The sequence below is a fragment of the Microbacterium forte genome (genome assembly GCF_031885415.1).
Taxonomy (GTDB): Bacteria; Actinomycetota; Actinomycetes; order Actinomycetales; family Microbacteriaceae; genus Microbacterium; species Microbacterium forte.
This window is the reverse complement of sequence record NZ_CP116871.1, coordinates 2,456,116-2,478,548: the sequence shown is the minus strand read 5'-3', so window position 1 is coordinate 2,478,548 and position 22,433 is coordinate 2,456,116. Positions and strand designations below refer to the sequence as shown.

Annotated in this window: 27 protein-coding genes and 1 tRNA gene; 11 read left to right on the top strand and 17 right to left on the bottom strand. The window is 67.0% G+C overall.

Annotation, left to right across the window (positions count from 1 at the left end; genetic code table 11):
- Positions 1-116: 116 nt before the first annotated feature.
- Genes OB895_RS11925 through OB895_RS11915 form a run of 3 tightly spaced genes read right to left on the bottom strand, consistent with a single transcriptional unit; the run spans position 117 to position 2,129 of the window.
- Positions 117-683 carry a hypothetical protein gene (locus OB895_RS11925; RefSeq protein ID WP_311877792.1) on the bottom strand — a complete coding sequence of 189 codons (567 nt, stop codon included), beginning with the start codon at positions 681-683 and terminating at the stop codon, positions 117-119.
- 13 nt (positions 684-696) lie between these two features.
- A complete protein-coding gene (locus OB895_RS11920) occupies positions 697-1,584 on the bottom strand; it encodes a hypothetical protein (protein ID WP_311877790.1) in 888 nt (295 codons plus the stop codon).
- Positions 1,581-2,129 carry a DUF6932 family protein gene (locus OB895_RS11915; protein ID WP_311877788.1) on the bottom strand — a complete coding sequence of 183 codons (549 nt, stop codon included), beginning with the start codon at positions 2,127-2,129 and terminating at the stop codon, positions 1,581-1,583. Before OB895_RS11915 ends, OB895_RS11920 begins: the two co-directional genes overlap by 4 nt.
- Before the next feature lie 180 nt (positions 2,130-2,309).
- Between OB895_RS11915 and OB895_RS11910 the strand changes: the two genes are divergently transcribed.
- Positions 2,310-2,453, top strand: a complete 144-nt coding sequence (locus OB895_RS11910; protein WP_311877786.1) for a hypothetical protein — start codon at positions 2,310-2,312, stop codon at positions 2,451-2,453.
- Positions 2,454-2,623: 170 nt separating this feature from the next.
- Positions 2,624-2,905 (top strand): hypothetical protein, encoded by a 282-nt coding sequence (locus tag OB895_RS11905; protein ID WP_042541043.1) that lies wholly within the window; start codon positions 2,624-2,626, stop codon positions 2,903-2,905.
- Between the two features lie 31 nt (positions 2,906-2,936).
- On the opposite strand, the gene OB895_RS11900 is transcribed toward OB895_RS11905, so the two are convergent.
- The 3 genes from OB895_RS11900 to OB895_RS11890 all read right to left on the bottom strand — a co-directional run bounded on the left by OB895_RS11900 (position 2,937) and on the right by OB895_RS11890 (position 5,138).
- Positions 2,937-3,452, bottom strand: coding sequence for a DUF3253 domain-containing protein (locus tag OB895_RS11900; RefSeq protein WP_311877785.1), 516 nt, complete (start codon positions 3,450-3,452; stop codon positions 2,937-2,939).
- A gap of 77 nt (positions 3,453-3,529) precedes the next feature.
- The gene (locus OB895_RS11895) at positions 3,530-4,645 is read right to left on the bottom strand and encodes a M24 family metallopeptidase (protein WP_311877784.1); all 1,116 of its coding nucleotides are present in this window, start codon (positions 4,643-4,645) and stop codon (positions 3,530-3,532) included.
- 43 nt (positions 4,646-4,688) lie between these two features.
- Positions 4,689-5,138 (bottom strand): DUF1801 domain-containing protein, encoded by a 450-nt coding sequence (locus OB895_RS11890; RefSeq protein ID WP_056375000.1) that lies wholly within the window; start codon positions 5,136-5,138, stop codon positions 4,689-4,691.
- Between the two features lie 155 nt (positions 5,139-5,293).
- Here OB895_RS11890 and OB895_RS11885 point away from each other — a divergent pair, with 155 nt between their 5' ends.
- A complete protein-coding gene (locus tag OB895_RS11885) occupies positions 5,294-5,716 on the top strand; it encodes an NUDIX hydrolase (protein WP_311877783.1) in 423 nt (140 codons plus the stop codon).
- 1 nt (position 5,717) lies between these two features.
- On the opposite strand, the gene OB895_RS11880 is transcribed toward OB895_RS11885, so the two are convergent.
- Positions 5,718-6,179, bottom strand: a complete 462-nt coding sequence (locus OB895_RS11880; RefSeq protein ID WP_311879924.1) for an aminoacyl-tRNA deacylase — start codon at positions 6,177-6,179, stop codon at positions 5,718-5,720.
- Positions 6,180-6,229: 50 nt separating this feature from the next.
- Complete coding sequence (locus tag OB895_RS11875) at positions 6,230-6,730, bottom strand: hypothetical protein (RefSeq protein ID WP_042541033.1); 501 nt, start codon at positions 6,728-6,730, stop codon at positions 6,230-6,232.
- Positions 6,731-6,875: 145 nt separating this feature from the next.
- Here OB895_RS11875 and OB895_RS11870 point away from each other — a divergent pair, with 145 nt between their 5' ends.
- Both OB895_RS11870 and OB895_RS11865 read left to right on the top strand, forming a co-directional pair.
- Entirely contained in the window at positions 6,876-7,433 is a 558-nt protein-coding gene (locus tag OB895_RS11870; RefSeq protein ID WP_042541032.1) for a peptidylprolyl isomerase, read from the top strand.
- 21 nt (positions 7,434-7,454) lie between these two features.
- Complete coding sequence (locus tag OB895_RS11865) at positions 7,455-8,357, top strand: rhomboid family intramembrane serine protease (protein WP_056375006.1); 903 nt, start codon at positions 7,455-7,457, stop codon at positions 8,355-8,357.
- A gap of 180 nt (positions 8,358-8,537) precedes the next feature.
- Here OB895_RS11865 and OB895_RS11860 read toward each other — a convergent pair whose 3' ends face one another.
- Positions 8,538-8,777, bottom strand: a complete 240-nt coding sequence (locus OB895_RS11860; RefSeq protein ID WP_042541028.1) for a cell division protein CrgA — start codon at positions 8,775-8,777, stop codon at positions 8,538-8,540.
- 86 nt (positions 8,778-8,863) lie between these two features.
- Here OB895_RS11860 and OB895_RS11855 point away from each other — a divergent pair, with 86 nt between their 5' ends.
- Genes OB895_RS11855 through OB895_RS11845 form a run of 3 tightly spaced genes read left to right on the top strand, consistent with a single transcriptional unit; the run spans position 8,864 to position 10,468 of the window.
- On the top strand, positions 8,864-9,658 hold the full coding sequence (locus OB895_RS11855; RefSeq protein WP_056375007.1) for a class E sortase: 795 nt from the start codon (positions 8,864-8,866) through the stop codon (positions 9,656-9,658).
- Between the two features lie 22 nt (positions 9,659-9,680).
- Positions 9,681-9,836, top strand: a complete 156-nt coding sequence (locus OB895_RS11850) for a hypothetical protein (RefSeq protein ID WP_042541024.1) — start codon at positions 9,681-9,683, stop codon at positions 9,834-9,836.
- The gene (locus tag OB895_RS11845; protein WP_311877777.1) at positions 9,833-10,468 is read left to right on the top strand and encodes an anthranilate synthase component II; all 636 of its coding nucleotides are present in this window, start codon (positions 9,833-9,835) and stop codon (positions 10,466-10,468) included. The genes OB895_RS11850 and OB895_RS11845 overlap by 4 nt, the downstream gene beginning before the upstream one ends.
- A 20-nt stretch (positions 10,469-10,488) precedes the next feature.
- Here OB895_RS11845 and pknB read toward each other — a convergent pair whose 3' ends face one another.
- From pknB to OB895_RS11810, 7 genes are all read right to left on the bottom strand, one after another.
- A complete protein-coding gene (gene pknB, locus OB895_RS11840) occupies positions 10,489-12,183 on the bottom strand; it encodes a Stk1 family PASTA domain-containing Ser/Thr kinase (protein WP_042541020.1) in 1,695 nt (564 codons plus the stop codon).
- Between the two features lie 54 nt (positions 12,184-12,237).
- Positions 12,238-13,992 carry a protein kinase domain-containing protein gene (locus tag OB895_RS11835; RefSeq protein ID WP_042541018.1) on the bottom strand — a complete coding sequence of 585 codons (1,755 nt, stop codon included), beginning with the start codon at positions 13,990-13,992 and terminating at the stop codon, positions 12,238-12,240.
- Positions 13,989-15,443 carry a peptidoglycan D,D-transpeptidase FtsI family protein gene (locus tag OB895_RS11830; RefSeq protein ID WP_056375013.1) on the bottom strand — a complete coding sequence of 485 codons (1,455 nt, stop codon included), beginning with the start codon at positions 15,441-15,443 and terminating at the stop codon, positions 13,989-13,991. The genes OB895_RS11835 and OB895_RS11830 overlap by 4 nt, the downstream gene beginning before the upstream one ends.
- Before the next feature lie 75 nt (positions 15,444-15,518).
- Complete coding sequence (locus tag OB895_RS11825; RefSeq protein WP_042541014.1) at positions 15,519-16,904, bottom strand: FtsW/RodA/SpoVE family cell cycle protein; 1,386 nt, start codon at positions 16,902-16,904, stop codon at positions 15,519-15,521.
- Positions 16,901-18,196 carry a PP2C family protein-serine/threonine phosphatase gene (locus OB895_RS11820; protein WP_042541012.1) on the bottom strand — a complete coding sequence of 432 codons (1,296 nt, stop codon included), beginning with the start codon at positions 18,194-18,196 and terminating at the stop codon, positions 16,901-16,903. The genes OB895_RS11825 and OB895_RS11820 overlap by 4 nt, the downstream gene beginning before the upstream one ends.
- Positions 18,197-18,203: 7 nt before the next feature.
- On the bottom strand, positions 18,204-18,734 hold the full coding sequence (locus OB895_RS11815; RefSeq protein WP_056375015.1) for an FHA domain-containing protein FhaB/FipA: 531 nt from the start codon (positions 18,732-18,734) through the stop codon (positions 18,204-18,206).
- Positions 18,731-19,459 carry an FHA domain-containing protein gene (locus OB895_RS11810; RefSeq protein ID WP_042541009.1) on the bottom strand — a complete coding sequence of 243 codons (729 nt, stop codon included), beginning with the start codon at positions 19,457-19,459 and terminating at the stop codon, positions 18,731-18,733. The genes OB895_RS11815 and OB895_RS11810 overlap by 4 nt, the downstream gene beginning before the upstream one ends.
- Before the next feature lie 318 nt (positions 19,460-19,777).
- On the opposite strand from OB895_RS11810, the gene OB895_RS11805 reads away from it, so the two are divergent.
- Positions 19,778-19,860, top strand: a tRNA-Leu gene (locus tag OB895_RS11805).
- A gap of 73 nt (positions 19,861-19,933) precedes the next feature.
- On the opposite strand, the gene OB895_RS11800 is transcribed toward OB895_RS11805, so the two are convergent.
- Positions 19,934-20,347, bottom strand: a complete 414-nt coding sequence (locus tag OB895_RS11800) for a hypothetical protein (RefSeq protein ID WP_311877772.1) — start codon at positions 20,345-20,347, stop codon at positions 19,934-19,936.
- 159 nt (positions 20,348-20,506) lie between these two features.
- On the opposite strand from OB895_RS11800, the gene OB895_RS11795 reads away from it, so the two are divergent.
- Together OB895_RS11795 and OB895_RS11790 are read left to right on the top strand one after the other, a co-directional pair.
- Positions 20,507-20,863 carry a hypothetical protein gene (locus OB895_RS11795; protein WP_311877770.1) on the top strand — a complete coding sequence of 119 codons (357 nt, stop codon included), beginning with the start codon at positions 20,507-20,509 and terminating at the stop codon, positions 20,861-20,863.
- A gap of 143 nt (positions 20,864-21,006) precedes the next feature.
- Complete coding sequence (locus tag OB895_RS11790) at positions 21,007-22,368, top strand: LCP family protein (protein ID WP_197066062.1); 1,362 nt, start codon at positions 21,007-21,009, stop codon at positions 22,366-22,368.
- Positions 22,369-22,433: the final 65 nt, after the last annotated feature.

Here is a 22,433-nt window from a genome sequence, read left to right as displayed (position 1 = left end):
GCAGCGTCCTTGAATCCCATTCGTCAGTCCTTCTGTTCGATGCCGAAGATGTCTCGGGCCCGTCGTCCCGCATCGTCCTGAGTGTAGCGAGCGGTCCAGGCCGTTGACGCGCCCGGTCAGGGAACTCGGTAGTCGTGCAGATCGGGATCGAGGATCGGGAGGTCGTTGAGCACGCCGGGCTCGTCCCGAATCTCGGCCATCGTGGCCTCAGGGTCCCGGATCCACCCTCGGACTCGAGCATCGACCAATGACAATGCGGACATAATCGCCGAGGGTGACGAGACATCCACTGTTCGGGCGTAGGTCGAGAGCCAGCGTGAGAACTTCCCAGCGGTCCGCTCGTTTGTCGCTAACTGAAGTGGGGAAAGACCCGGCGTGTGTCTCTCACCGATGATCTGAAAAATAGTGTCCGCGTTAGCGCCGCCTAGACGCTGAGAGAGTACGTCGTTTGACATCTGTTGCAGCCGTGAAGCGAATGGGGCGCGCAAAGCTCCGGCCGAGATCTCGTTCGCGCGGACGAGCGCGGACGCTCCTTCCTGCCATGCCAACAATGCGGACTGTTGTGCGGCGAGCGCCGAGTCCCGCGACTTCGATGCTTCGATCGCTTGCCACCAGGCGACGGCGGCGGCACCTGCTGAGGCAACGAATACTCCGCCGTTGACGATGAGGCCGGCCAGGAGCATAGGATCCAAGGGCCTACTCCGCGAGCGTCTCGGGACGGGGATCTAGCCCGATCAGCCTGTAAGACGGGCGACCCTGTGAACCGTCCGCTCGTACCTGGACTGCCTTGATCAGTCGCGCCCGTACCTGAGTGTTGATCGCGTCCCGCACGTCTTCCAGTTGGTGCTCCTCGATCGCTCCCTTGTACTCCTTACCTGTCTCATTCTCCAGAATGAAGAACACGCGTCGCTGGGTGCGCATCCCGTCCATGAGCCCCTCCACGGTGAGCGGGGTCGAATCAATCCGGCTGTCCTTGAGGACCTCCGGTACTCGTCTTGTCTGCTCTGATGTGAGCACGGCCTCCTCGGACTCTTCGCCGCGATCATCGCGCAGGCTGAAAGATAGCGACGAGGACGTGTCGGACACTGCGCGGGCGACAGCGGAGACTGCGGCGCGGAACTGAGACCGGCGCGCTGGCAATGCCTCAAGCGAATCGGTGTCGCTGGCATCCCTCGGGAGTACGGAGAGGAACTCGCGCACAGCGCGCTCCGCGAGGTGCTCGGGCCGCTGGAAGTCAAGGTGGTTGGCGCTAACCGATGGCTCCGGAAATCCGAACAGGAGCATGTGGCCCGTCTGGAGCCGGGGCACCAATGGCGTCATTTCTCGGATGTGCTTGCCTAGGACAATCGAATCCGACTGCGGCTCTAGAAGTGCCTTCGCGGACAGGGTTGTGGCTCTTTGAATGGCGTGAGTGAGATGCGCGAGCGCACTCACCGACAGATCTTCGCTGACCTGAACGCGCAAGGGCGGGGCCGACGGCGCGAATCTCTCACGGAGCACCATGAGGCCGGTGCGCCTGAGCATCGCCAGACGAGTGTCACCCTCGATCCTGCCGAGCGCGCGGTCAATGTCATCGCGGATCACCAGATCACCTCCGCCACGCCTCGCGCGCCGGGGATTTCCCGACCGTCTCCTAGCAGTACAGCACCTATCCAGGACACTACGTCGTCGGCTTCGTCGGGGTGGCAGACGATGACCTCGATTCGACCACCGAACGGATGGAGAACAGGCAAGTAAGTGGGACCGATGCTCCCCAGGATCACGTCGTAGAGCGAGATGTGCTGATAGAAGCGATCCCACTCTGCTTCGATCCAGTCCTCAACCGTCGTGGGCTCATCGGGCACGAGGACGACGGACAGAATGTCCAAAGGGCTCACCTGGCGAGATACGAAAGTTCCGGCGAGGAACATGCGTCCGCTCGGGTAGAGCGCCTTAGTTTGGTAGAGCAGTGCGAGAAACGCGGTCCATGTGTGATCGCGTAGAGGGTCGCGTGGCTTGGCGACAAACTCTTCCTGCAACTCCTCTATCTCGACCTCATGCGTTCCAGGCCGCAGCCAGCCGGTTTTCGGGTCGATGATAGCGTCCCAGTCGATCTCGGCGTCTGGCTCCTCGTTGAGTGTTTCCCCCATACGGCGAGTATGCCAGTCCATCGGCATTATGCGTTCGGGCGTTCGGGCCTCTCGTTGAGCCGTAGCGCCTGCTTTGCAAGCAGGATGTCAGGAGTTCGAATCTCCTAGGCTCCACACTGTGTTGAGACAGTTCGAGAAGGCCCCGCCACGTGCGGGGCCTTCTCGTTTCTCCCTTCGCGTGTGTTCCCCGGGTACGATGCGGGGATCTTCTTCGCATTCGTGGCCCTCCTGGTCACCGTGAATGCCGTCTCGGCGATGAGTGGAACAGGACAGCTGCTTCTCGATCGACTCGACCTGATCGCCGAGACGGCCGCCCTGGATTAGGCGATCTGCGCTCCTCCACAGGTGTTAACAACCCTGTTAACAACTGCCCGAGCTTGCCGGACCAGGGGCTCTTCCAGTCCACAGCTGTGGATGCATCTGTTAACAACTCGAAGATCGTCTAGTAATCAACCCCCCTTCTCACTCTCAGGTCGAGGGCGTAGCGTGCACGCATGGCTGACAGGGAGACGATGATCCAGACCGAGATCGTGTTCGACGGAGCGAGCTTCCTGCTCTCCCAGGATCAGGACGTCGACGACCTGCGAGAACGCATCGAGTCGGCGACGAGGAGCTCGGGTACGTTCGTCGACCTGGTCGTGGTCGGAAACAGGGCTGTGAGCGTGCTGATCACCCCGAACACCCAGGTGACGATCAGCGTGGCCTCCGTGGCGTACGACCCGCGTGACACCGGCGACGTGGACTTCCCCTACAGCGGGTATCACGACGAGCTCTGAAGCCGGGATGCGGCGTCAGAACCGCCCGTGATCAGAGTTTCGGACCGCGGATGATCCGCACGGGTCCTCTGGCCTCACGGATGCTCACCGGTTCGCCCTTCTGAGTCACGACGATCTCGTCGCGGTCTGCGAGTGAGGCGGCGACCCTCCGCACGTCCGGCATCACCGCTCGCCACGATTCACCGCCCACCGTTCGCGCCACGTCACTCGGACAAATCGAGGACTCGTTCCGCTTGCGGGTGAGCGCGCGCAGCGCGGCCGCGATCCTCTCGTCGAAGCCGTCGCCGCTGCGGTCCTCCCACCAGGGCTCCCCGCGTTCACCCAGCGCGGTCTTCGCGTCCTGCACCCGCCGTCGCGCATCGGAATCCTGCGTCTTCACGGCACGACGCGCAGCCATCAGCTCATCCACGAGCTCCTGCCGGAACGCGTCGGGGATCGACGGGTCCGTCGCCCGCCATCGCCGGCCGTCGATGACGACGTGATGCCCGTCTGCGGTGTGCTCCGGGCCGCGTGCATCGCCGGTCTCGGTGCTGTGGTCGGATGCCATGGGAACAGTCTTGCCACCCGGGATCGTGTCGACCAAGGGGCTTGACCGACCGCGCGCCGACGACCTGCCGGCGCGGTTCAGACCGCGGTGAGTCCGTGGGGTGCGATGTTCAGGCGCTCGCATCCGTCGGCGGTCACGACGACGATGTCCTCGATGCGTGCACCCCACTCGCCTGGGAAGTAGATGCCGGGTTCGATGCTGAACGCCATGCCCTCGCGCAGCACCAGATCGTTGCCGGGCGCGATGTAGGGCTCTTCGTGCACCGAGACGCCGATGCCGTGACCGGTGCGGTGCAGGAAGGCCTCTCCGAGCCTCGCCTCAGCGAGCACGGACCGCGCCGCGGCGTCGATCTGCTCGGCCGTCGCTCCGGGGCGCACCGCGTCGACCGCGGCCTGCTGAGCGCGCACGAGCACCGCGATGCGATCGGCAGCGTCGGGGTCGGGGGCGCCGACGACGTAGGTGCGGGTGCTGTCGGAGTTGTAGCCGCTGGGCACCGCTCCCCCGATGTCGACGACCACGATCTCTCCGTCGCCGATCACCCGGTCCGACACCTCGTGATGCGGGTCGGCGCCGTTGGGGCCGGAACCGACGATGACGAACTCGACCGTGCGGTGCCCCTCGGCGACGATGGCCTCGGCGATGTCGGCCGCCACCTCGCGCTCGGTGCGCCCGGCACGCAGCCACTCGGGCACGCGCCTGTGCACGGCGTCGATCGCCTCGCCGGCCAGCCGCAGCTCGGCGATCTCCTCGGCATCCTTGATCATGCGACCCTCACGCAGCACCGGCGTCGCGAGCTCGACGCGCACATCGATCCGGTCGGCCAGCGGAATGACGTGCAGTGCCGGCAGTGCGTCGGAGACGCCGACCCTCGAGACGGTGCCGAGGGCCGCGGCCACGAGGTCGTAGGGGTTGTCGCCGTCGACCCAGTCGGAGACCGCGAGTCCGAGCGCCCCCACAGCGGTGGTCCTCACCTTCGCCAACTCCATCCTCGGCACGACGATCGTGGGAGCGAGTCCGGGACCGAGCACGAGTGCTGTGAGGCGTTCGATCGTGTCGCCTTCGACGCCGACCAGATACTGGAGGTCGGGGCCGGGGCCCACGACTATTCCGTCGAGACCGGAGTCGGCGGCGAGAGACGCGGCGCGGTCGAGTCGGGCGGCGTACACGGAAGCGGGGAACGGCAGTGTGCTCACGGCATCCACGCTACTGCTCGGGCCTGCGACAGGGAACGACGACTCAGCTGACGGCGAGGCGGATGCGCTCGGTGAGCACCTTGCGGTTCGCTGCAGTGAGGTCGAGCAGCGCGTAGGCGGTCGGCCACATCGTGCCGTCGTCGAGGTTCGAGATGGGCTCGAACCCGAAGGTGCCGTAGCGGACCTTGAACTTGCTCGCCGGCTGGAAGAAGCACAGCACCTTGCCGTCCTTGCCCCACGCCGGCATGCCGTAGTAGGTGCGCGGCATCAGCTCGGGAGCGACCTCGGTGACGAGGGCATGCAGCGCCAGCGACAACTCGCGATCCTTGTCGTCCGGCAGCTTCGCCACCGCCGCTTCGAGATCTGCGATCCCCTCGGCGCGCACTTCCTCAGGACTCTTCTTCGCTCGAGAGCGCGACTTGCGCTTGTCGGCCGCGGCCTCCTTCATCGCCTCGCGTTCCTCGGCGCTGAAGTTCTTCTCGTTGTCAGCCATGACGGGTTCCTTTCCTGGCGTGATCTGCGATGAACTTCACACTACGGATGCCACGGCCGGCTGTGCTTCTCGATTCCTGATCGATCCGGCCCCCTCTGTCATGACGGCTCGACACACTGCGGTGGACGTCATCGCGCGGGGGCTAGTGTGAGGGCATGGACATGCGGGTCGCGGCATACGCGGTCGTCACCGATGACGACGGACGCATACTTCTGGCGCGCTGGATCGAAGGACGCCGAGTCGCCTGGACGATGCCCGGTGGCGGTCTCGAGGCCGGCGAGGAACCCGAAGACGCCGTGCGGCGGGAGCTTCGTGAGGAGACCGGCTACAGCGTCAAAGTCGGGGAGCTGCTCGGCATCCACTCGCGGGTGATCCCCGCCGGTCAGCGGGTGGGCGAGTCGGACCAGCCGCTGCACACGCTGCGCATCGTCTACCGCGCATCCGTGACGGGCGGGAAGTTGACCTTCGAGGCCGACGGCTCGACCGACATGGCGGAGTGGTTCCCCCTCAAAGCAGTGAAGGAGCTGCAGAGGGTGAAGCTGGTCGACATCGCACTGCGGATGGCCGGCATCCTCTGAGTCAGTCGCGCGCCTCTTCGGGAACCGAGATGTCGGCCACCGTCGCGCCGTAGGCGGAGATGAGGTCGTCTGCGTCCACGAACAGGCTGTAGCCGTGAGCACCGGCGCCCATGGCGATCCGCTGTCCGACGATCGACTCGTCGGCGAAGACGGGCCAGTCGGTGGTGCTGCCGATCGGTACGATCGTGCCGCGCTCGTATCCGGTCGCCGCGAGGGCCAGCTCCGGCTCAGGCAGGCGCAGCTTGTTTACACCCACCACCGCACGCAGCTTGGGCCACGAGATCGACCTGCCGCCCGGAACCAGCGCGAACAGATAGGTGTCGTCCGAGCGCTTGACGACGAGGGTCTTCACGATGCCGGAGGGCAGGATGCCGAGCAGTTCCGCAGCTTCGACGAGGCTGCGGGCCGCCGGTCGTTCACGGATCTCGATCTCGAGGCCCCGCGCGGCCGCGGCATCCTTCACCCGAGCATGGAGATCCCCCGGCTCAGTGGCCGGGGGCTCCGGTGTCGAGGTCACGCGTCAGGTGCGGAGAGCGGGTCGTCGGCGACCCAGAGCTCGTCGTCTGCGCGCAGTGCCTGCCAGGCGGCGTAGAGAACACCGGCTGCTGCGGCGACTCCGAGGATCAGGGCGATGATCGAGCCGACGCCCGGGCCCTTCGGCTCGGGCTTGGTGGCCTTCCGGACCTTGCGAACGACACCCTCGCGCTTGGCGTTCGCCACGTCCCACGCGGTGAGCGCGGTTCCGACGACTCCGCCGACGATCGGGACGACCTTGTCGTCGACGACGTGGTGGCCGAATCGCACGCCACGGTCGACGACGGGGGCGACGCGACGGTTGTAGGTGTCCTGCACGACAGGACCGACCTGCTCGCGGCCGAAGTGGCCGAGCTGGCGTCCGGCCTCACGGGCGACGTCGGCGGCGTGGCCGACCAGGACCTGCTGGTTCTCCCAGAGCTGGTTCGCGTCGTTCTGAAGACGACGCAGCTCCTTCTTCCGCTTGCGGCTGATGCTCACGATGCTCTCCTGTCGATTGGAGTACGGATTCCCCATCTTGCCACGCGACCCTGGATGGGGCGAGGGAATCGCCGAACCCTTGCGCCGAAGGCGGATCGACGCTAGACGCGGGCCAACTCATGGGAAGCTCTGCGAGAATGGACGCATGGCTCATGCTTCTCATGTCGCAACCCTGCACACCAACCACGGTGACATCGTCATCAACCTCTTCGGCGACCACGCTCCGAAGACGGTCAAGAACTTCGTCGGCCTCGCCGACGGCACCCAGGAGTGGACGCACCCCGCCACCGGCAAGCCGGGCGAGGGCGCTCTCTACAAGGACGTCGTCTTCCACCGCATCATCCCGAACTTCATGATCCAGGGCGGCGACCCGCTCGGACAGGGCATCGGCGGCCCCGGCTACAACTTCGACGACGAGATCAACATGGAGCTCAACTTCAACGAGCCCTACATCCTCGCCATGGCGAACGCCGGCCTGCGTCGCAACGCCATCACGGGCAAGCCCGAGGGCACCAACGGCTCGCAGTTCTTCATCACGACCGACCCCACTCCCTGGCTCCAGGGCAAGCACACGATCTTCGGCGAGGTCGCCGATGACGCCTCCAAGGCTGTCGTCGACGCGATCGCCGCAGTGCCGACGGCCGCGGGCGACCGCCCGATCGAGCCCGTCGTGCTGCAGTCGATCGACATCGTCGCGGCCTGACGCCGACGCTGGCCGATCCGGATGACGACGCCTGAGTTCGCGGACAACCGCGACAACTTCTGCTACCGGCATCCGGATCGGCAGAGCTTCGTGCTCTGCCAGCGGTGCCTGCGAACGATCTGCCCCGAGTGCCAGACGCAGGCGCCGGTCGGAGTGATCTGCCCCGAGTGCATGGCCGAGCAACGCAAGAGCCGCACTCCCGCCCAGAAGCGTGCAGAGCGCCGGTGGGGCGGCCGCAACACGGCGACCGCCGCCGTGCGCAGCGGCAAGCCGATAGTCACGTACGCACTGCTCGCAGTGACGTCGTTCATCGGGCTGGTGCAGCTGATCCCGGGGATCGGCGACGCGATCACGGGCCAGCTGCTCTTCGCGGCGGGATATCTGTATCCGAACCTGTCTCTCATGACCTTCGAGCCCTGGCGGCTTCTCACCGCCGTGTTCGTCCACGGCGGTTTCCTGCATCTCGCGCTCAACATGCTTGCGCTGTGGATGCTGGGGCAGAGCCTCGAGCCGATGCTCGGTCGGGTCCGCTTCCTCGCGCTCTATCTGATCAGCGGACTCGGCGGTTCCGTCGCCGTCGCCCTGCTCGCGCCCGGGACCGCGACGGTCGGCGCCTCCGGGGCGATCTTCGGCCTCATGGCCGCGCTGCTGATCATCGGCAGGCACATCGGCGCGAACGTCACGGGGATCCTCGTGATCCTCGGCATCAACTTCGTCGTCGGATTCGTGTTCTCTCAGAACATCGCCTGGCAGGCGCACCTCGGTGGAGCGATCGTCGGTGCACTCGTCGCATTCATCCTCACGAGAACCCGAAGGCGAGAGCAGCGCACGCTGCAGATCCTGCTGCTCGCTGCGGTGGTCGTGGCACTCGTCCTGATCGTCGCCTTCCTGGTGCCGTTCCTGATCACGACGGTTTACTCCTGATCAAGAGTTGTTAACAGGGTTGTTAACCGTTGTGAATAACATGGGTGTAATTCTCCCCAGGGTGGGGATAACCTGTGGATAACTCAGGACGACATGTTGACCGAATCGCTCGTCGACGACACGAAGAAGGCCCCTCTCGCCTGAGCGAGAGGGGCCTTCTTCGAAGAGAGGGGGCTGGCGTCAGCGCCAGCGGGTGGTCATCAGGAAGCCGATCAGGGCGATGCCCAGACCGATAGCGAGGTTCCAGTTGTCGAGACCGGGAATCGGGAACTGCATGCCGGAGATGTAGAACACGAGAATCCACACCAGACCGAGGAGCATGAAGCCGACCATCACCGGCTTGAACCACACGGCGTTGGGTGCGGCTTCGCCTTCGCTGCGCGGAGCTTCGGGTTCTTCAGTCTTGCGGTCGCGTGCCATTCCCACAGTGTACCCAAGAGTGTCATATCGCGCGGAAAAGCAAGGCCAGAGGGCTGGTGTCCAGGTCTGGAAGATAAGATCTGGCCATGACTGCATCCGTCGTCTCGGGGGAGCGACGCGCACGACGCCGTCGCCCCCGATCGCGCGCGACCTTCACGAGCGTGCTCGGCGAGCTGTTGCTCACCGGTGGCGTGCTCGTGCTGCTCTTCGTCGCCTGGCAGATGTGGATCGGCGACATCATCATCGCCGCGCAGAAGAACGACGAGGGCGCTGCCATGTCGCAGACGCTTGCCGAGGCTCCGGCACCCGAGCCTCCGCCCCTGATCGAGGGGGAGGACGGCACGACATACTACGAGCCCGTGATACCGGCCGCCCCCGCCGACGCACAGTGGTTCGCGCAGATGCACGTGCCGCGTTTCGGTGCTGACTACAACGTCGGCATCTACGGGGGCACGAGCCGTGCACGCACTCTCGACGACCTGGGAATCGGCGTCTACACCGACTCGAAGATGCCCGGCGAGGTCGGCAACTTCGCGATGGCCGGGCACCGCACCACCTGGGGCAAGCCCTTCAACCAGCTCGACAAGCTCCAGGTCGGCGATGCGATCGTCGTCGAGACCCCCGACGGATGGTTCACCTACCGTTTCCGGACGCTGGAGTACGTGAAGCCGACGCAGACCGACGTGCTGCTCGACGTGCCGCAGATGCCGGGCGTCGAGACGGGCGAGAAGTACATCACTCTGACCGCCTGCTCGCCGCTCTACTCACTCGCTGAGCGCATCGTCGCCTACGGGGTGTTCGACAGCTTCCAGCCCCGCGCCGAGGGCCCGCCCACGGCGCTCACCGACCCCCCGCCTCCGCCGGCTGCGCCGTCGATCTAGCCGAACGGAACGAGACGAAATCATGTATGCCGCACTCTGGCGCCTGCTGCCCGGTCCGTGGTGGCTGAAGCTCTTCTTCCTCCTCGTGCTCATCGCAGCAGTGCTCTACGGGTTGTTCTGGTTCGTGTTCCCCTGGGTGAGCCCCCTGATCACACCGGGCGAGGTCGATCTCGAATGACCCGCGTGCTGGTCGTGGACAACCACGACAGCTTCGTGCACACCCTCGTCGGGTACCTGCGTGAGCTCGGCGCCGATGTCACCCTGATCGAAGCGGATGCCACCGACGCCGCGCAGCTCGAGGGGATGCTGCCCGCCTTCGACGCGCTGCTCCTCTCGCCGGGCCCGGGCACACCAGCCGACGCCGGGGTATCGATCGATGCCGTGCGCCTCGCCGCGCGGATCGGCATGCCTCTCCTCGGCGTCTGCCTCGGGCATCAGGTGATCGGCGCGGCCTTCGGCACAGCCGTGTCGGAGGCGCCGGAGCTGATGCACGGCATGGTGTCGCGGGTCACGCACGACGGCTCGGCTCTCTTCGCCGGCATCCCGTCGCCGTTCGATGCCGGCAGATATCACTCTCTCGCCCTCGCGGAGTCGGCGCTGCCGGCCGACGTCGTCGTCACCGCGCGCACGGAGAGCGGCACCGTCATGGCCCTGGCGCACACCCGGCTGCCGATTCTCGGGGTGCAGTTCCACCCCGAGAGCGTGCTCACTGAAGGCGGCTACCGCCTGCTGGCGAACTGGCTCGACCTCTGCGGCGACCCGGACGCCGTGGCCCTGTCGGCGAACCTGCATCCGCTCTCGGGCGTGTGAAGCGTCGGTGACGCCTCGGGTCAGCCGGCGGCGACGCAGTAGCGCAGTTCGACGGTCGAGCCGATCGCGACATCGCCCGGCGCGGCCGACATCGACGACACGGTGGGGGGCTCGGTCGGCGTGCAGTCGATCAGCTCGACCGGGCTCGGTGTGAGCCCGATGCGTTCGAGCTCTGCCTGCGCGGCATCCATCGTCCACCCTGTGACATCGGTGAGGGTCACCCGGCCGCTGGCGACCACGAGATTCACGACGGTCTGCGGCGCGACCTCGCTCTCGGCGGCCTCGCTCGCCTCCATCACCGTCTCTGCTGCCAGGCCCTTGTCGTTGCGCTGGATCACCGTGCCGAGTTCGAGACCCGCTGCCGCGAGAGCATCTTTGGCGGCCGTCAACGACAGCCCCTCGAGAATCGGCACCATCACGGTCTCTTTGCCTGATGACACGTAGATGGTGACGGAATCACCCTCGCTGACGGCTGTACCGCTCTCCGGATCGGTGCGGATCACGTTGCCCTCGACGATGTCGTTGCTCGACTCGAGCACGAGCTTGGTGGTCAGATCGAGCTCGGCGAGATCGTCCTGGGCGCGCTCGGACGAGACGTTGACGAGATCCGGCACGACGCGAGCGCTCGACGGCACGTCATCCGGGCGCATGCTGAGCGTCCACACCCAGAACAGCACGGATGCGAGGAGCACCGCGAGCAGCGCGACACCTGCCCAGATCCACGCGACCGGCGGACCTGACTGCGTGCGAGCCATGGTCGTGTCAGTGCTCAGCTGGCGCAGCGACCGGGCCGTCTCCTGCGCGGCGCGCGGGCTCGGTCCATACAGCTCGCTGGTGAGCGCGCCGAGTTCCTTGCGGCTCGGCGCGTGGCCGGAGACCGCGGAGTCGAGCGCTGCGCGGAAGTGCGCGGCATCCGGGTACCGTTGGTACGGGTCTTTCGCGAGTGCGCGGAGGACGATCGGGTCGAGCGCACCGGGGGAGTCCTCGTTCACCTCGGTCGGAGGCACGGGGGTCTCGCTGACGTGCTGGTACGCGACGGCGACCGGCGATTCGCCGCGGAACGGCTGACGACCGGTGAGCAGCTCGTAGAGCACCACGCCGGTGGAGTAGAGGTCGGCCCGGGCGTCGACCGGCTCGCCCTTGGCCTGCTCGGGCGAGAAGTATGCGGCGGTGCCGATGATCTGCGTGGTCTCGGCAACGGTCGAGGACGAGTCGGACACGGCGCGGGCGATGCCGAAGTCCATGACCTTGACCTGGCCCTTGTCGGTCACCATGACGTTGCCCGGCTTGATGTCTCGGTGCACGACGCCCGCGCGGTGCGAGTAGTCGAGCGCCTCGAGGATGCCGTCGACGTAGCGCACGGCGTCTTCGACAGGCACCGGACCCTTCGCGATGATGTCCTTCAGCAGGGTTCCGCTGATCAGCTCCATGATGATGTACGGAGGCTCATCGGTGCTGCTGTCGGTGGTCGAGGGGTCGCCGGCGTCGTAGACGCGGACGATCGACGGGTGCGACATGCGCGACGCCGACTGCGCCTCGAGACGGAAGCGCGTGCGGAACGCGTTGTCCCGTGCGAGCTCGGGGTCGAGGATCTTGATCGCGACCGCACGACCGAGCGTGAGGTCGTACCCTCGGTACACCTTCGCCATGCCGCCGTGCCCGATGAGCTCGTCTACGCGGTAGCGACCCGCGAGAACGCGTGGCTCTGTCGACACGTACTGACCCCCTGATACGACCTTGTGGATGCTCTAGCCTACGGCGAGAGCGGTTTATTCGCCTGAGTCGCCGCCGTCGGTGTCGCCCTCACCGGGATCCGGTGCGGCAGGCAGAATGGCGACGCCCGGCATCGCGTCGGACTGCTCGGACGGCATGTCGCTTCCGCAGAACACACGGAACGTGGCAGTGATCGTCTGGCCGGCCGTGCCGGGGACGATCTGCGTCGAGAGGACGCTCGGTCCGAAGCTGCGGATGGACTCGCCCGAGTTGCCGCCGGAGAAGGTCGCGTTGGTGAGCGTGACCTCGAAGGCGGACCGCGCCGGGGTGCCCGAGGGGCACTCGAAGCTCGGCCAGTTGAGCGTCACAGGAACGCCCTCGGTCGCGGTGCCGGCGATGGTCGGGGTGCCCGAGGGCTTGCCCACCTTCACCTGCTCTTTGAAGGTCGTCAGGGTGATGGTCGTGCCCTCCGGCACGTTCCCACCCGGCTGGACCGATTCGACCGTTCCGACCTGACTCGCGCTCGGGGCGACGGTGTTGCCCACGGTGCACTCGGCCTGCAGCCCGGCGTTGACCGCCGCGGCCTGCGCGGCCTCGCACTGCATTCCGACGAGCCCGAGAGCATCGACATCGATCAGCTCGGGCTCGGGCGTCTCGGTCTCACTCGGCGTCGGCTTGGGCGTCTGGACAGCCGTCTCCGACTGCGTCGGCTCGGGCTCGGGGTCGCCCGGGTTCATCAGAGCGAACACGGTTCCGCCGAGCACGATCACGAGCAGGGCGATCAGAGCGATGAGCGGCCACGTCCAGGGGCTGCGCTTCTTCTTCGTCTTCTCGGCGCCCTCATCGGCCTGCTCGCCGGTGGGCAGCTGGGCCGTGGTGGGGAGGATGCGAGTCGTGCCGTCGTCGCCGGATGCGGTGAGCAGTCGGGTGGCGTCGTCTGATGCCACGCCGCCGGTCGCGATGGCCGGCACGGCGATGGCCGCGGAGTTCAGGTCGCCTCGGCGCAGTGCCTGGGCGGCGCGTGCCACCGTCGCGGAGGACGAGGGCCGGTCGGCCGGCTTCTTGGCGATCATCGCCATGACGAGGTTCTGCACCGGGATCGGCACGGTCGGCGGCAGCGGCGGAGGCTGCTCGTTGATCTGCGCCATCGCGATCGCGACCTGCGACTCACCCGTGAAGGGGCGCTTGCCTGCGAGGCACTCGTACGCGACGATGCCGAGCGAGTAGGTGTCGGTCGCCGGCGATGCCGGGTGCCCGGAAGCCTGCTCCGGCGAGAGGTACTGCACGGTGCCCATGACCTGGCCGGTGGCCGTCAGCGGCACCTGGTCGGCGATGCGGGCGATGCCGAAGTCGGTGATCTTGACGCGGCCGTCGGGCGTGATCAGCAGGTTTCCCGGCTTGATGTCGCGGTGCACGAGGCCTGCTGCGTGGGCGGCCTGCAGAGCGGATGCCGTCTGCGCGACGATGTCGAGCGTCTTGTCGGCGCTCAGCGCGCCCTCGCGCTCGAGCACGGTAGAGAGCGCCTCGCCGGGCACGAGCTCCATGACGAGGTAGGCGCTGCCGTTCTCCTCGCCGTAGTCGAAGACGCTCGCGATGCCCTCGTGGTTGACGAGAGCGGCATGGCGCGCCTCAGCGCGGAACCGCTCGAGGAACCCGGGGTCCCCCATGTACTCGTCCTTGAGGATCTTGATGGCCACGGTGCGGCCGATGACGTGATCCGTCGCCTCCCACACCTCGCCCATGCCGCCGATCGCAATACGCGACTGCAGCTCGTAGCGACCACCGAACGACACACCCTGCGTCGGTCTCATCTGCCCAGCACCGCCTCTATGACCTTCTTTGCAATCGGAGCGGCGATGGTGTCGCCGGATCCTGACTGCCCTTGTCCGCCGCCGTCTTCGACGAGGACCGCTACTGCCACTTCCGGGTCGTCCGCCGGCGCGAAACCGGTGAACCACAACGTGTAGGGCTTGTTACCGTTCTCGGTCGTGCCTGTCTTTCCAGCCACATCGACCCCGTCTATTCTTGCACCCTGCGCAGCGCCGTTTGAGACGCTGGCGACCATCGACGCCGTGATCTGATCGGCGATCGTCGCATCGGTCGCCTGGCCGAACTGCGTGTCGTCGTACGAACGGATGACCGAGAGGTCGTTGCCGATCACCGTGTCGACCAGACGGGGGTTCATGACGACGCCTTCGTTCGCGATTCCCGCCGCCACCATCGCGATCTGCAATGGTGTGGCGGTGACCTGTCCCTGTCCGAATCCGGTCAGTCCGGTCTGCGGGTCGTCGAGGGCGCGGGGGTAGCTCGAGGGCGTCGACTCGAGAGGGGTGGAGAAGCTCTGGTTCCACCCGAACTTCTCCGCCATCTCGCGGATCTTGTCGTCGCCGAGCTGCACGGCGAGTTCAGCCATCGGGATGTTGCAGCTCAACCGGATCGCCTCGGCGATCGTCACGGTGTCACCCGGCCCGCACGTGCCGCCCCATGCGTTCGAGACCGTGTTGTTCGACTGCGGCAGCTGGTAGCGAGCGGGGTTCGGCAGCGTCGAGTCAGGGGTGTAGTCGCCGCTCGCATAGGCCGCGGCGGCGACCACGAGCTTGAACGTCGAGCCGGGCGGGTTGAGGTCCCCGGCGATCGCCCGATTCGAGAGCGGCTTCGTGGGGTCTTCGTCGAGCTGGTCGTAGGTCGCGTTCGCGGCATCCGCGTCATGCGTCGCGAGCAGGTTGGTGTCGAAGCCGGGCGTCGACACCATGGCGAGAATGCGCCCGGTCTTCGGCTCGATGGCGACGACGGCGCCGTTGAGTCCCTGGAGGCCCTCGTAGGCCGCTCGCTGCGCGGCGGCGTCGAGGGTCAGCTCCACACTGAATCCGCTCTGCGGCTGGCCCGAGAGGATCCGCTCGATTTCGGCGAAGAACGCGCTCGAGCCCGTGCCGGAGAGATCGGCGTTCATCGCCCGCTCGATCCCCGTCGCCGACTGCAGCGCAGGGTTGAAGTACCCGGTGACGGGCGCCCACATCGCGGCATCCGTGTAGACGCGCTGGAACTGATAGCGGTCGTCGGAGGCCGTCGAGGAGGCGATCGCCACGTCGTCGACGATGATCGATCCTCGTTGGATCTCGTAGCTGTCGAGCAGCGTGCGCCTGTTGTTCGGGTTCTGCCCGAGGGAATCGGCCTCGACGACCTGAATCCAGCTGGTCGCCGCGAACAGCGACAGGAACATGAACAGCATGACGATGCTGAGACGGCGGAGCTCTTTGGTCATGCGACGCCCCCTCGGGCGGAGTGCACGCCGGTCACTGAGTGCGGAGCGCAGCGACGAGTCGAAGAGTCGGTCATGTCAGCCGATCACCGCCCTGGGTTGGCTGCGGACACCGTCGGAGATGCGCAGCAGGATGGCCACGATGAGCCAGTTGGCCACGAGTGACGAGCCACCGGCGGCGAGGAACGGGGTGGTCAGACCGGTGAGCGGGATGAGCCGGGTCACACCGCCGACCATGATGAACACCTGCAGTGCGATGGTGAACGAGAGGCCGATGGCGAGGAGCTTGCCGAAGTCGTCCTGACCGGCGAGCCCGATGCGCACGCCGCGGCTGACGAACACCATGTAGAGGCAGAGGATGGCGAATAGCCCGATCAGGCCGATCTCCTCACCGAGGCTGGTGATGATGTAGTCGCTGTGCGCGAGCGGGGTGACCTCGGGACGACCCTGACCCCATCCGGTGCCGAGCAGACCGCCGTGTGCGAGGCCGAACAGGCCCTGCATGGGCTGGAACCCTGCGACGTCCGGGTCGACCTTCTCAGGATCGAAGAGGAACAGCCAGTTCGTGAAGCGGCCCTGCACGTAGCTGAGGATCTGGGTGGCGACCGCGACGCCGGCTGCGACGAGGCCGAGGCCGATCAGCACCCAGCTGGTCTTGCCGGTGGCGACGTAGAGCATCGCGACGAACATGCCGAAGATGAGGGTTCCGGTGCCGAGGTCGCGCTGGATCACGATGATTCCGAGCGAGATCGCCCACACCACCAGCACGGGTCCGAGCTCGCGCATGCGCGGCCAGGTGATGCCGAGGAACTTCGTGCCCACCGACGTGAGGCTCTCACGGGTGCGCACCAGGTAGCCGGCGAAGAAGATGGCGAGGCAGATCTTGGCGAGCTCGCCCGGCTGGAAGGCGAACATGCCGCCGAGTGACACCCACACCTGGGCGTTCGCGTCGGGGATGCGCAGGCCGGGCACGAACGGCAGCAGCAGCAGCAGGATGCCGGAGAGTCCGAAGATGTACGTGTAGCGGAACAGCACCCGATAGTTGCGCAGCAGGATCACGACGGCGATCGCTCCCGCGAGCGAGATCGCGGTCCACGCGAGCTGCTTCGTCGAGTACGCGTTCCACCCGGTCAGCGACTGGGCGATGTCGATGCGGTAGATCATCGCGATGCCGAGACCCGTGAGCAGGGTGGCGATCGGCAGGATGAAGGGATCGGCCGCGGAGGCCACGGCGCGCAGCACGAAGTGCACCGCGAACGCGAGAACGGCGAGACCGCCGCCGATCGCGAGGATCATCGGGTCGATCAGGCCGAGCGCGCCGAGCTGCACGAGCGTGAGGGACGCGCCGCTGATCGCGACGGCGAACAGCAGCAGCCAGAACTCGCGGTTGCGCTGCGTCTGCGGCATCCGCATCTTCTTGAGGGCCTTGATGACGCTCGTGTCGGCCGTGACGTCGGTGCTCATCCCGCATCCTCCGTCGGCGTCTCGGTGGGCAGGGGAGTGGGGAGAGGAGTCTCGCCGATCACGCGGTCGGCTCCGGCCTGGAGCCGCGTGACGATCGCCTCTGCGTCGGAGAAGGAACGGGCGGTGATCGTGCGCTCGACGGAATCCCGCTGGTAGGGCGGGAGGTTCGCGAGCAGGATGTCGGTGTCGCGCAGCGGCGTCGACAGCGTGATCGGGCCGATGTTCTGCTGCACGCCCTGGTAGATCACGACGCTGTCCTCGTCGGCGCCGACGAAGTAGCGGGTCTGGGTCCAGCTGTAGGCAGCGAAGGCGGCGAACACGAGCATCGCGACGACCACCAGCATCCCGGCGATCCAGCCGAGACGACGGCGCTTGGCGCGTCGGCGGTCTTCTTCGATGAGCTCCTCGAGGTACTCGGGAGCCGGCTCGAAGTGGCTGGGCTCATTCGCTGCCTGCCGAACAGGATGCAGCCAGTTGCCGCGCGGTGCGCGCACGGGTGGCACGGTGATGTTGGCGGGGTTCGAGGCCGATCCGACGATCGTCGCGGTGCCGGAGTGCATGGCGTGCTGGCCGCCGACCTCGACGAGGACGATCGTCACGTTGTCGGGCGCGCCGCCGTCGAGTGCCTGCTTCAGCAGGTTGTCGGCCGTGCGCCCCGGTGCCATGCCCATGCGCATCGCCTTGAGGATGTGCGCCTCGTCGACGACACCGGAGAGCCCGTCGGAGCACAGCAGCCAGCGGTCACCCGGCTGGGTGTGCATGACGAACATGTCGAGTTCCGGGTCGGCGTCCATGTCGCTGAGCACGCGCATGAGCACCGAGCGACGCGGGTGGTATCGCGCCTCTTCGGGGGTGATGCGACCAGAGTCGACGAGTCGCTGCACGAAGGTGTGGTCGGCGGTGATCTGGGTGACCGCATCGTCGCGGTAGAGGTAGATGCGCGAGTCGCCGATGTGACCGATGACCGCATAGTCGTCGACCATGATGATCGCGCTGAGCGTCGTGCCGAGGCCGGCGAGTTCGGGGCGGTCCTTGGCGGCGCGGATCAGATCGCCGGCTGCCGTGGTCGCGGCGGCCTGAAGGGAGGCCTGTGCGTCTTCGACCGACGTGTAGGGCTGGTCGAGCGGCTCGAGCCGGTGGATCGCGATGCTCGACGCGACGTCTCCGCCCGCGTGACCGCCCATGCCGTCGGCGACGACGAACAGGTTCGCCCCGGAGTATCCGGAGTCCTGGTTGTTGGAGCGGACCTTCCCGGTGTGGGAGATCGCGGCACTCGAGCCTTCGAAGACCATGCCGGGGTCAGGCTCGCAGCTCGAAGGTCGTGGCGCCCACCTTGATCGGGGTGCCGAGGGCGAGGCCGACAGGACCGCCGGTCACCCGCTGGCCGGCGACGTACGTGCCGTTGGTCGAGTCGAGATCCTGGATGGCCCAGCTGTCGCCTCGGAGCAGTAGGCGCGCGTGATGGCTGGAGGTGTAGTCGTCGCGGATCACGAGAGCCGACTCGCTCGAGCGGCCGATCGTCAGAGTCTCGGTGCCGAGGGGCAGTTCGAGCCCCGCCTTCGGGCCGGAGGTGATCACGAGGCGCTTGGCCGTCGCGACCGTCGCGGGGCCGGTGCTGGGCTTCGACGATGCGGGGCGGGATGCCGGTGCTGAGGCGGGTGCCTTCGTCGGGGCGGGCATCGCGGCAGCGGCCTCGGCCGGCAGCTTGCGCACCTTCATGCCGAACAGGTCGGCGCGCAGCGAGTAGACGACTCCGAACACGAAGAACCACAGGATCAGCAGGAAGCCGATGCGCAGCAGGAGCAGGACGAGCTCGCTGGGAGTGCTCACGAGATGGCTCCGAACGCGCGGGTCGCGTCGTCGTCGCGCGGCCGCGGCGGGCGAGACGGGGTGGCGACGGGAACGATGCGGAACACCAGGTCGGTGCGTCCGATGGTGATGGTGGTGTCAGAGGGAAGGGCCGCTTCTCGCACCTTCTGGCCGTCGACCTTGGTGCCGTTGGTCGAGCCGAGGTCGCGCATCATGGCGCGCTCGCCGTCCCAGAGGACCTCGACGTGCTTGCGGCTGGATCCCGCGTCGGAGATCGTGATGTCGGCATCCGTTCCGCGGCCGATGACCGTGCGGGCACGGGTGAGCGAATGGCGGCGGCCGTCGACGTCGATGACGGCCTGCCAGTTGACGCGGCCCTCGACCGTGCCCGAGCTGACGTTGATCGTGCCGGTGGCGATCTTGTCGTCGCCTTCGAGCGAGATCGACAGCGGGCCGGAGAAGCTGTAGCCCTGCGCCTTCGCGTGCTTGGTGAGCAGTGCGTGCAGCTCATCGGTGAGGGCCCCGCCGAGCCCCTGCATCCGCTCGGCGTCGTCAGTGCTGAGGCGCACGACGAAGTTGTTGGGCGCGATGATGCGGTCCCTGCTCACCACAGCCGCTTTGGTGTCCGCTTCGCGCCGAAGGGCCGAAGCGATCTCCACGGGCTGGATGCCGCTGCGGAAGGTCTTCGCGAACGCGCTGTTCACAGCGCGCTCGAGACCCTTCTCAAAGCTGTCAAGTAGTCCCACTGGGCTCCTCTGGCATACCGACCGGTACGCACATCGTAGCCAGGTGTGCTGGGTGAACGCCCTCGCGAGGCGGGAAAGCGCCGAGAATCCGGGGGAGTGGGGAGGGGTGTGCGGGGTTGAGGGTGGTGTCTCGCGGCGGCCGGGGGCGCGCCGTTCGGGAGGAGAACTGCCCCTGGGGAGGAGGAAATCGAGGGGATCCTCCTCCCCAGGGGCAGAAGTCCTCCCGACGGTGCTGAGTCCACCGCGGCCTCGGTTTCTTCGCGAGGCGAAACGCGTGATATCTTTGGGAAGTTGAGTTCTTGGGAGCCCGACATACTCGCGCGAGTGGCGGAATGGTAGACGCGCTGGCTTCAGGTGCCAGTGTCCTTATGGACGTGGGGGTTCAAGTCCCCCCTCGCGCACAGCGAGAAGCAGATGTGAAAAGGCCCGGTTCCTCTCGAGGAAGCCGGGCCTTTCGCATGCGTCGGAGGTGTGTCAGCCGCGAATCGCCCGCCGAGCCGCCTCGAACCGCACCCAGTCATGGTCGGATGCCGGGGTCAGCTCCCACTCTTCGACGGGGCCGCTCTCCCATGCTGTCGCGGCCACAGCGCCACCCGCGTCGGTGAGATCCGTGACGACCGCGGCGTCGAGTCGGCCGCCGGCGAGGAGCTTCTGCTGTGATGCCTTCGTCACTCGACCCCACCACCCGGGCTCGGCCGTTGCGGTGAGCACCTCACCCTTCTTCAGGACGACGGCGACGGCATCCGCATCTCCAGGCGCGGAGTCCTCGACGACGAGCACGGGCGCCCGCCTCACGCCCAGCGCCGCGATCACCGCCTCGCCGAGAGTGTCGTAGCTGCCGGTGCTCGTGCGGCGGCCGTCGAGTGTGTGCTCGATGTGGAAGCTCATGGATGAAGGCTACTCACCGCTCGCGTCTGACGCGCCGAGTGCGGCGGTTATTTTGAATGACTCAAAATAAGGTACGGTGGAAGAACAACGTGGTGCCGGGGTTGCAGCCCCGGCACCACTGTCCGTGAGACACCACCATCCCTGACTGAGGAGGCTCGCATGAGTCACGAACACGCCCCAGAGTACAGATCTCTGCCCGCCCCGCTGCTGCGGTTCGCACCGCATGAGTCCGTGCAGCGCATCACGACCGCCGACCTGCTCGCCACCCCGCCTCGCGCGAGCGAGCCCGGTCACTTCGTCGGTCGGGTGGACTCGGGCGGTCTGGGGAGCCCGCGCTATTTCGTCGGCGAGTACCGCGACGGGCGGATGCCGACCGCACTCGTGCTCGAATACGGCGCTTCGTCCTCCGACCAGACGAGATCGGCACGGGTGTGGAGCCTTGCCGATCACCGTGGGACGAGCCCGGACTACCGTCTCATCCACGATGACTCCTCCCGCGGCTACGTCACGGTGTGAGCCCGAGCTCACAGCACCCTCGCAGGACTCGCCGCCTCCACGTGTTGGTGGTGGCGGCTGAGTCGTGATGGTGTGAACAGGTGAGACCGCCAGCATCCTCCCCCAGTGACGGCCAGAACGACGCATCGCCCGAGACCGGACCGGTGCCACGACCTCGCCGGCGGCGTGGCCGGGTGATCGGCTGGATCAGCGCTGCCGTCGTCGTGGCGCTGGTCGCCGTCGGTGCGATCGCCTACGCGCAGCTGCAGGGAAACGTCACGACCGCGCCGATCCGCTCGGACGACGGGGAGTCCGAACCCGAGCTCGCGACAGGGGATCTGAACATCCTGCTGCTCGGATCCGACTCGAGAGCACTCGAATCGGACGGCTTCGGCGAGGACGACGGCACCGAGCGCAGTGATGCGATGGTCATCGCTCACATCTCGAGCGACAACACGCGGATCGACGCCGTGCAGCTTCCGCGTGACACCCTCGGCGACCTGCCCGCCTGCGACGACAACGGACGCGGGTCGTACGACGGCGGCTTCGGGATGCTGAACTCGGCCCTGCAGTACGGGCCGGCCTGCTCGGTCGCGGCGGTCGAGCAGCTCACGGGCATGACGATCGATCATTTCGTGCAGATGGACTTCGAGGGCTTCATCGGCATGGTCGATGCGATGGGCGGCATCGACGTGTGTCTGCCCGAACCCCTGCAGGACGGCCACGCGAGGCTCGACCTGCCGGCCGGCGCTCAGTCGATCAACGGCGACCAGGCGCTCGCGCTCGCCCGCACCCGGCATGCGCTCGCCGAAGAGAGCGACATCGCTCGCCTCGGGCATCAGCAGATGGTGCTCTCGGCGATCGTGCAGAAGGCCACGAAGTCCGACGTGCTGGTGCGCCCCGACCGTCTCTACGCGTTTCTCGATGCGGTCACCTCGTCGATGACCGTCGATCCGGGGCTCGGCGCCCTGACCGATCTGGCCGGCCTCGCCGCGAGGGTCGCGAATGTTCCCCTGAGCAGCGTGACGTTCGTCACGATGCCGACGACCGAGGCTCCGGAGGATCCCAACCGCGTCGTGCCCACCGCCGATGCCGACGTCATCTTCCGGGCGCTGATCGACGACGTGCCGATCGTGCTGACCACCGACGAGGTGCAGCCCCCAGCCACCGTGCGCACCGCCCCCGTGCAGATTCTCAACGGAGCGGGCATCAGCGGGCTGGCATCCCGCGTCTCGGAGGATGCGACCGGCTACGGATACACGGTCGCGAGCATCGCCAATGCCGACCCGGTCGAACTGACGACGATCACCGCTGCGGACACCCCAGACGCCCAGCAGACGGCGCAGGCGCTGGCTGCCGAACTGGGCCTCGCGGTGACCGTTCAGGTCGGGGACGTCGAAGGAGTGCAGGTGCTGCTCGGTGGCGACTACGAAGCGCTCGTCTCGCAGCCCCACGCGACGCCGGTGCCGCCGCGCCCGGTCGACGCGGTGAACCGCAGCGCCGACACCGACCTCTGCGCCGGCTGAGCGGCCCTCGCTCCGGGCTGCGCCGGGCAGACTGGAGGGGACTTCGTTCCTCACCGTCAGGAGAC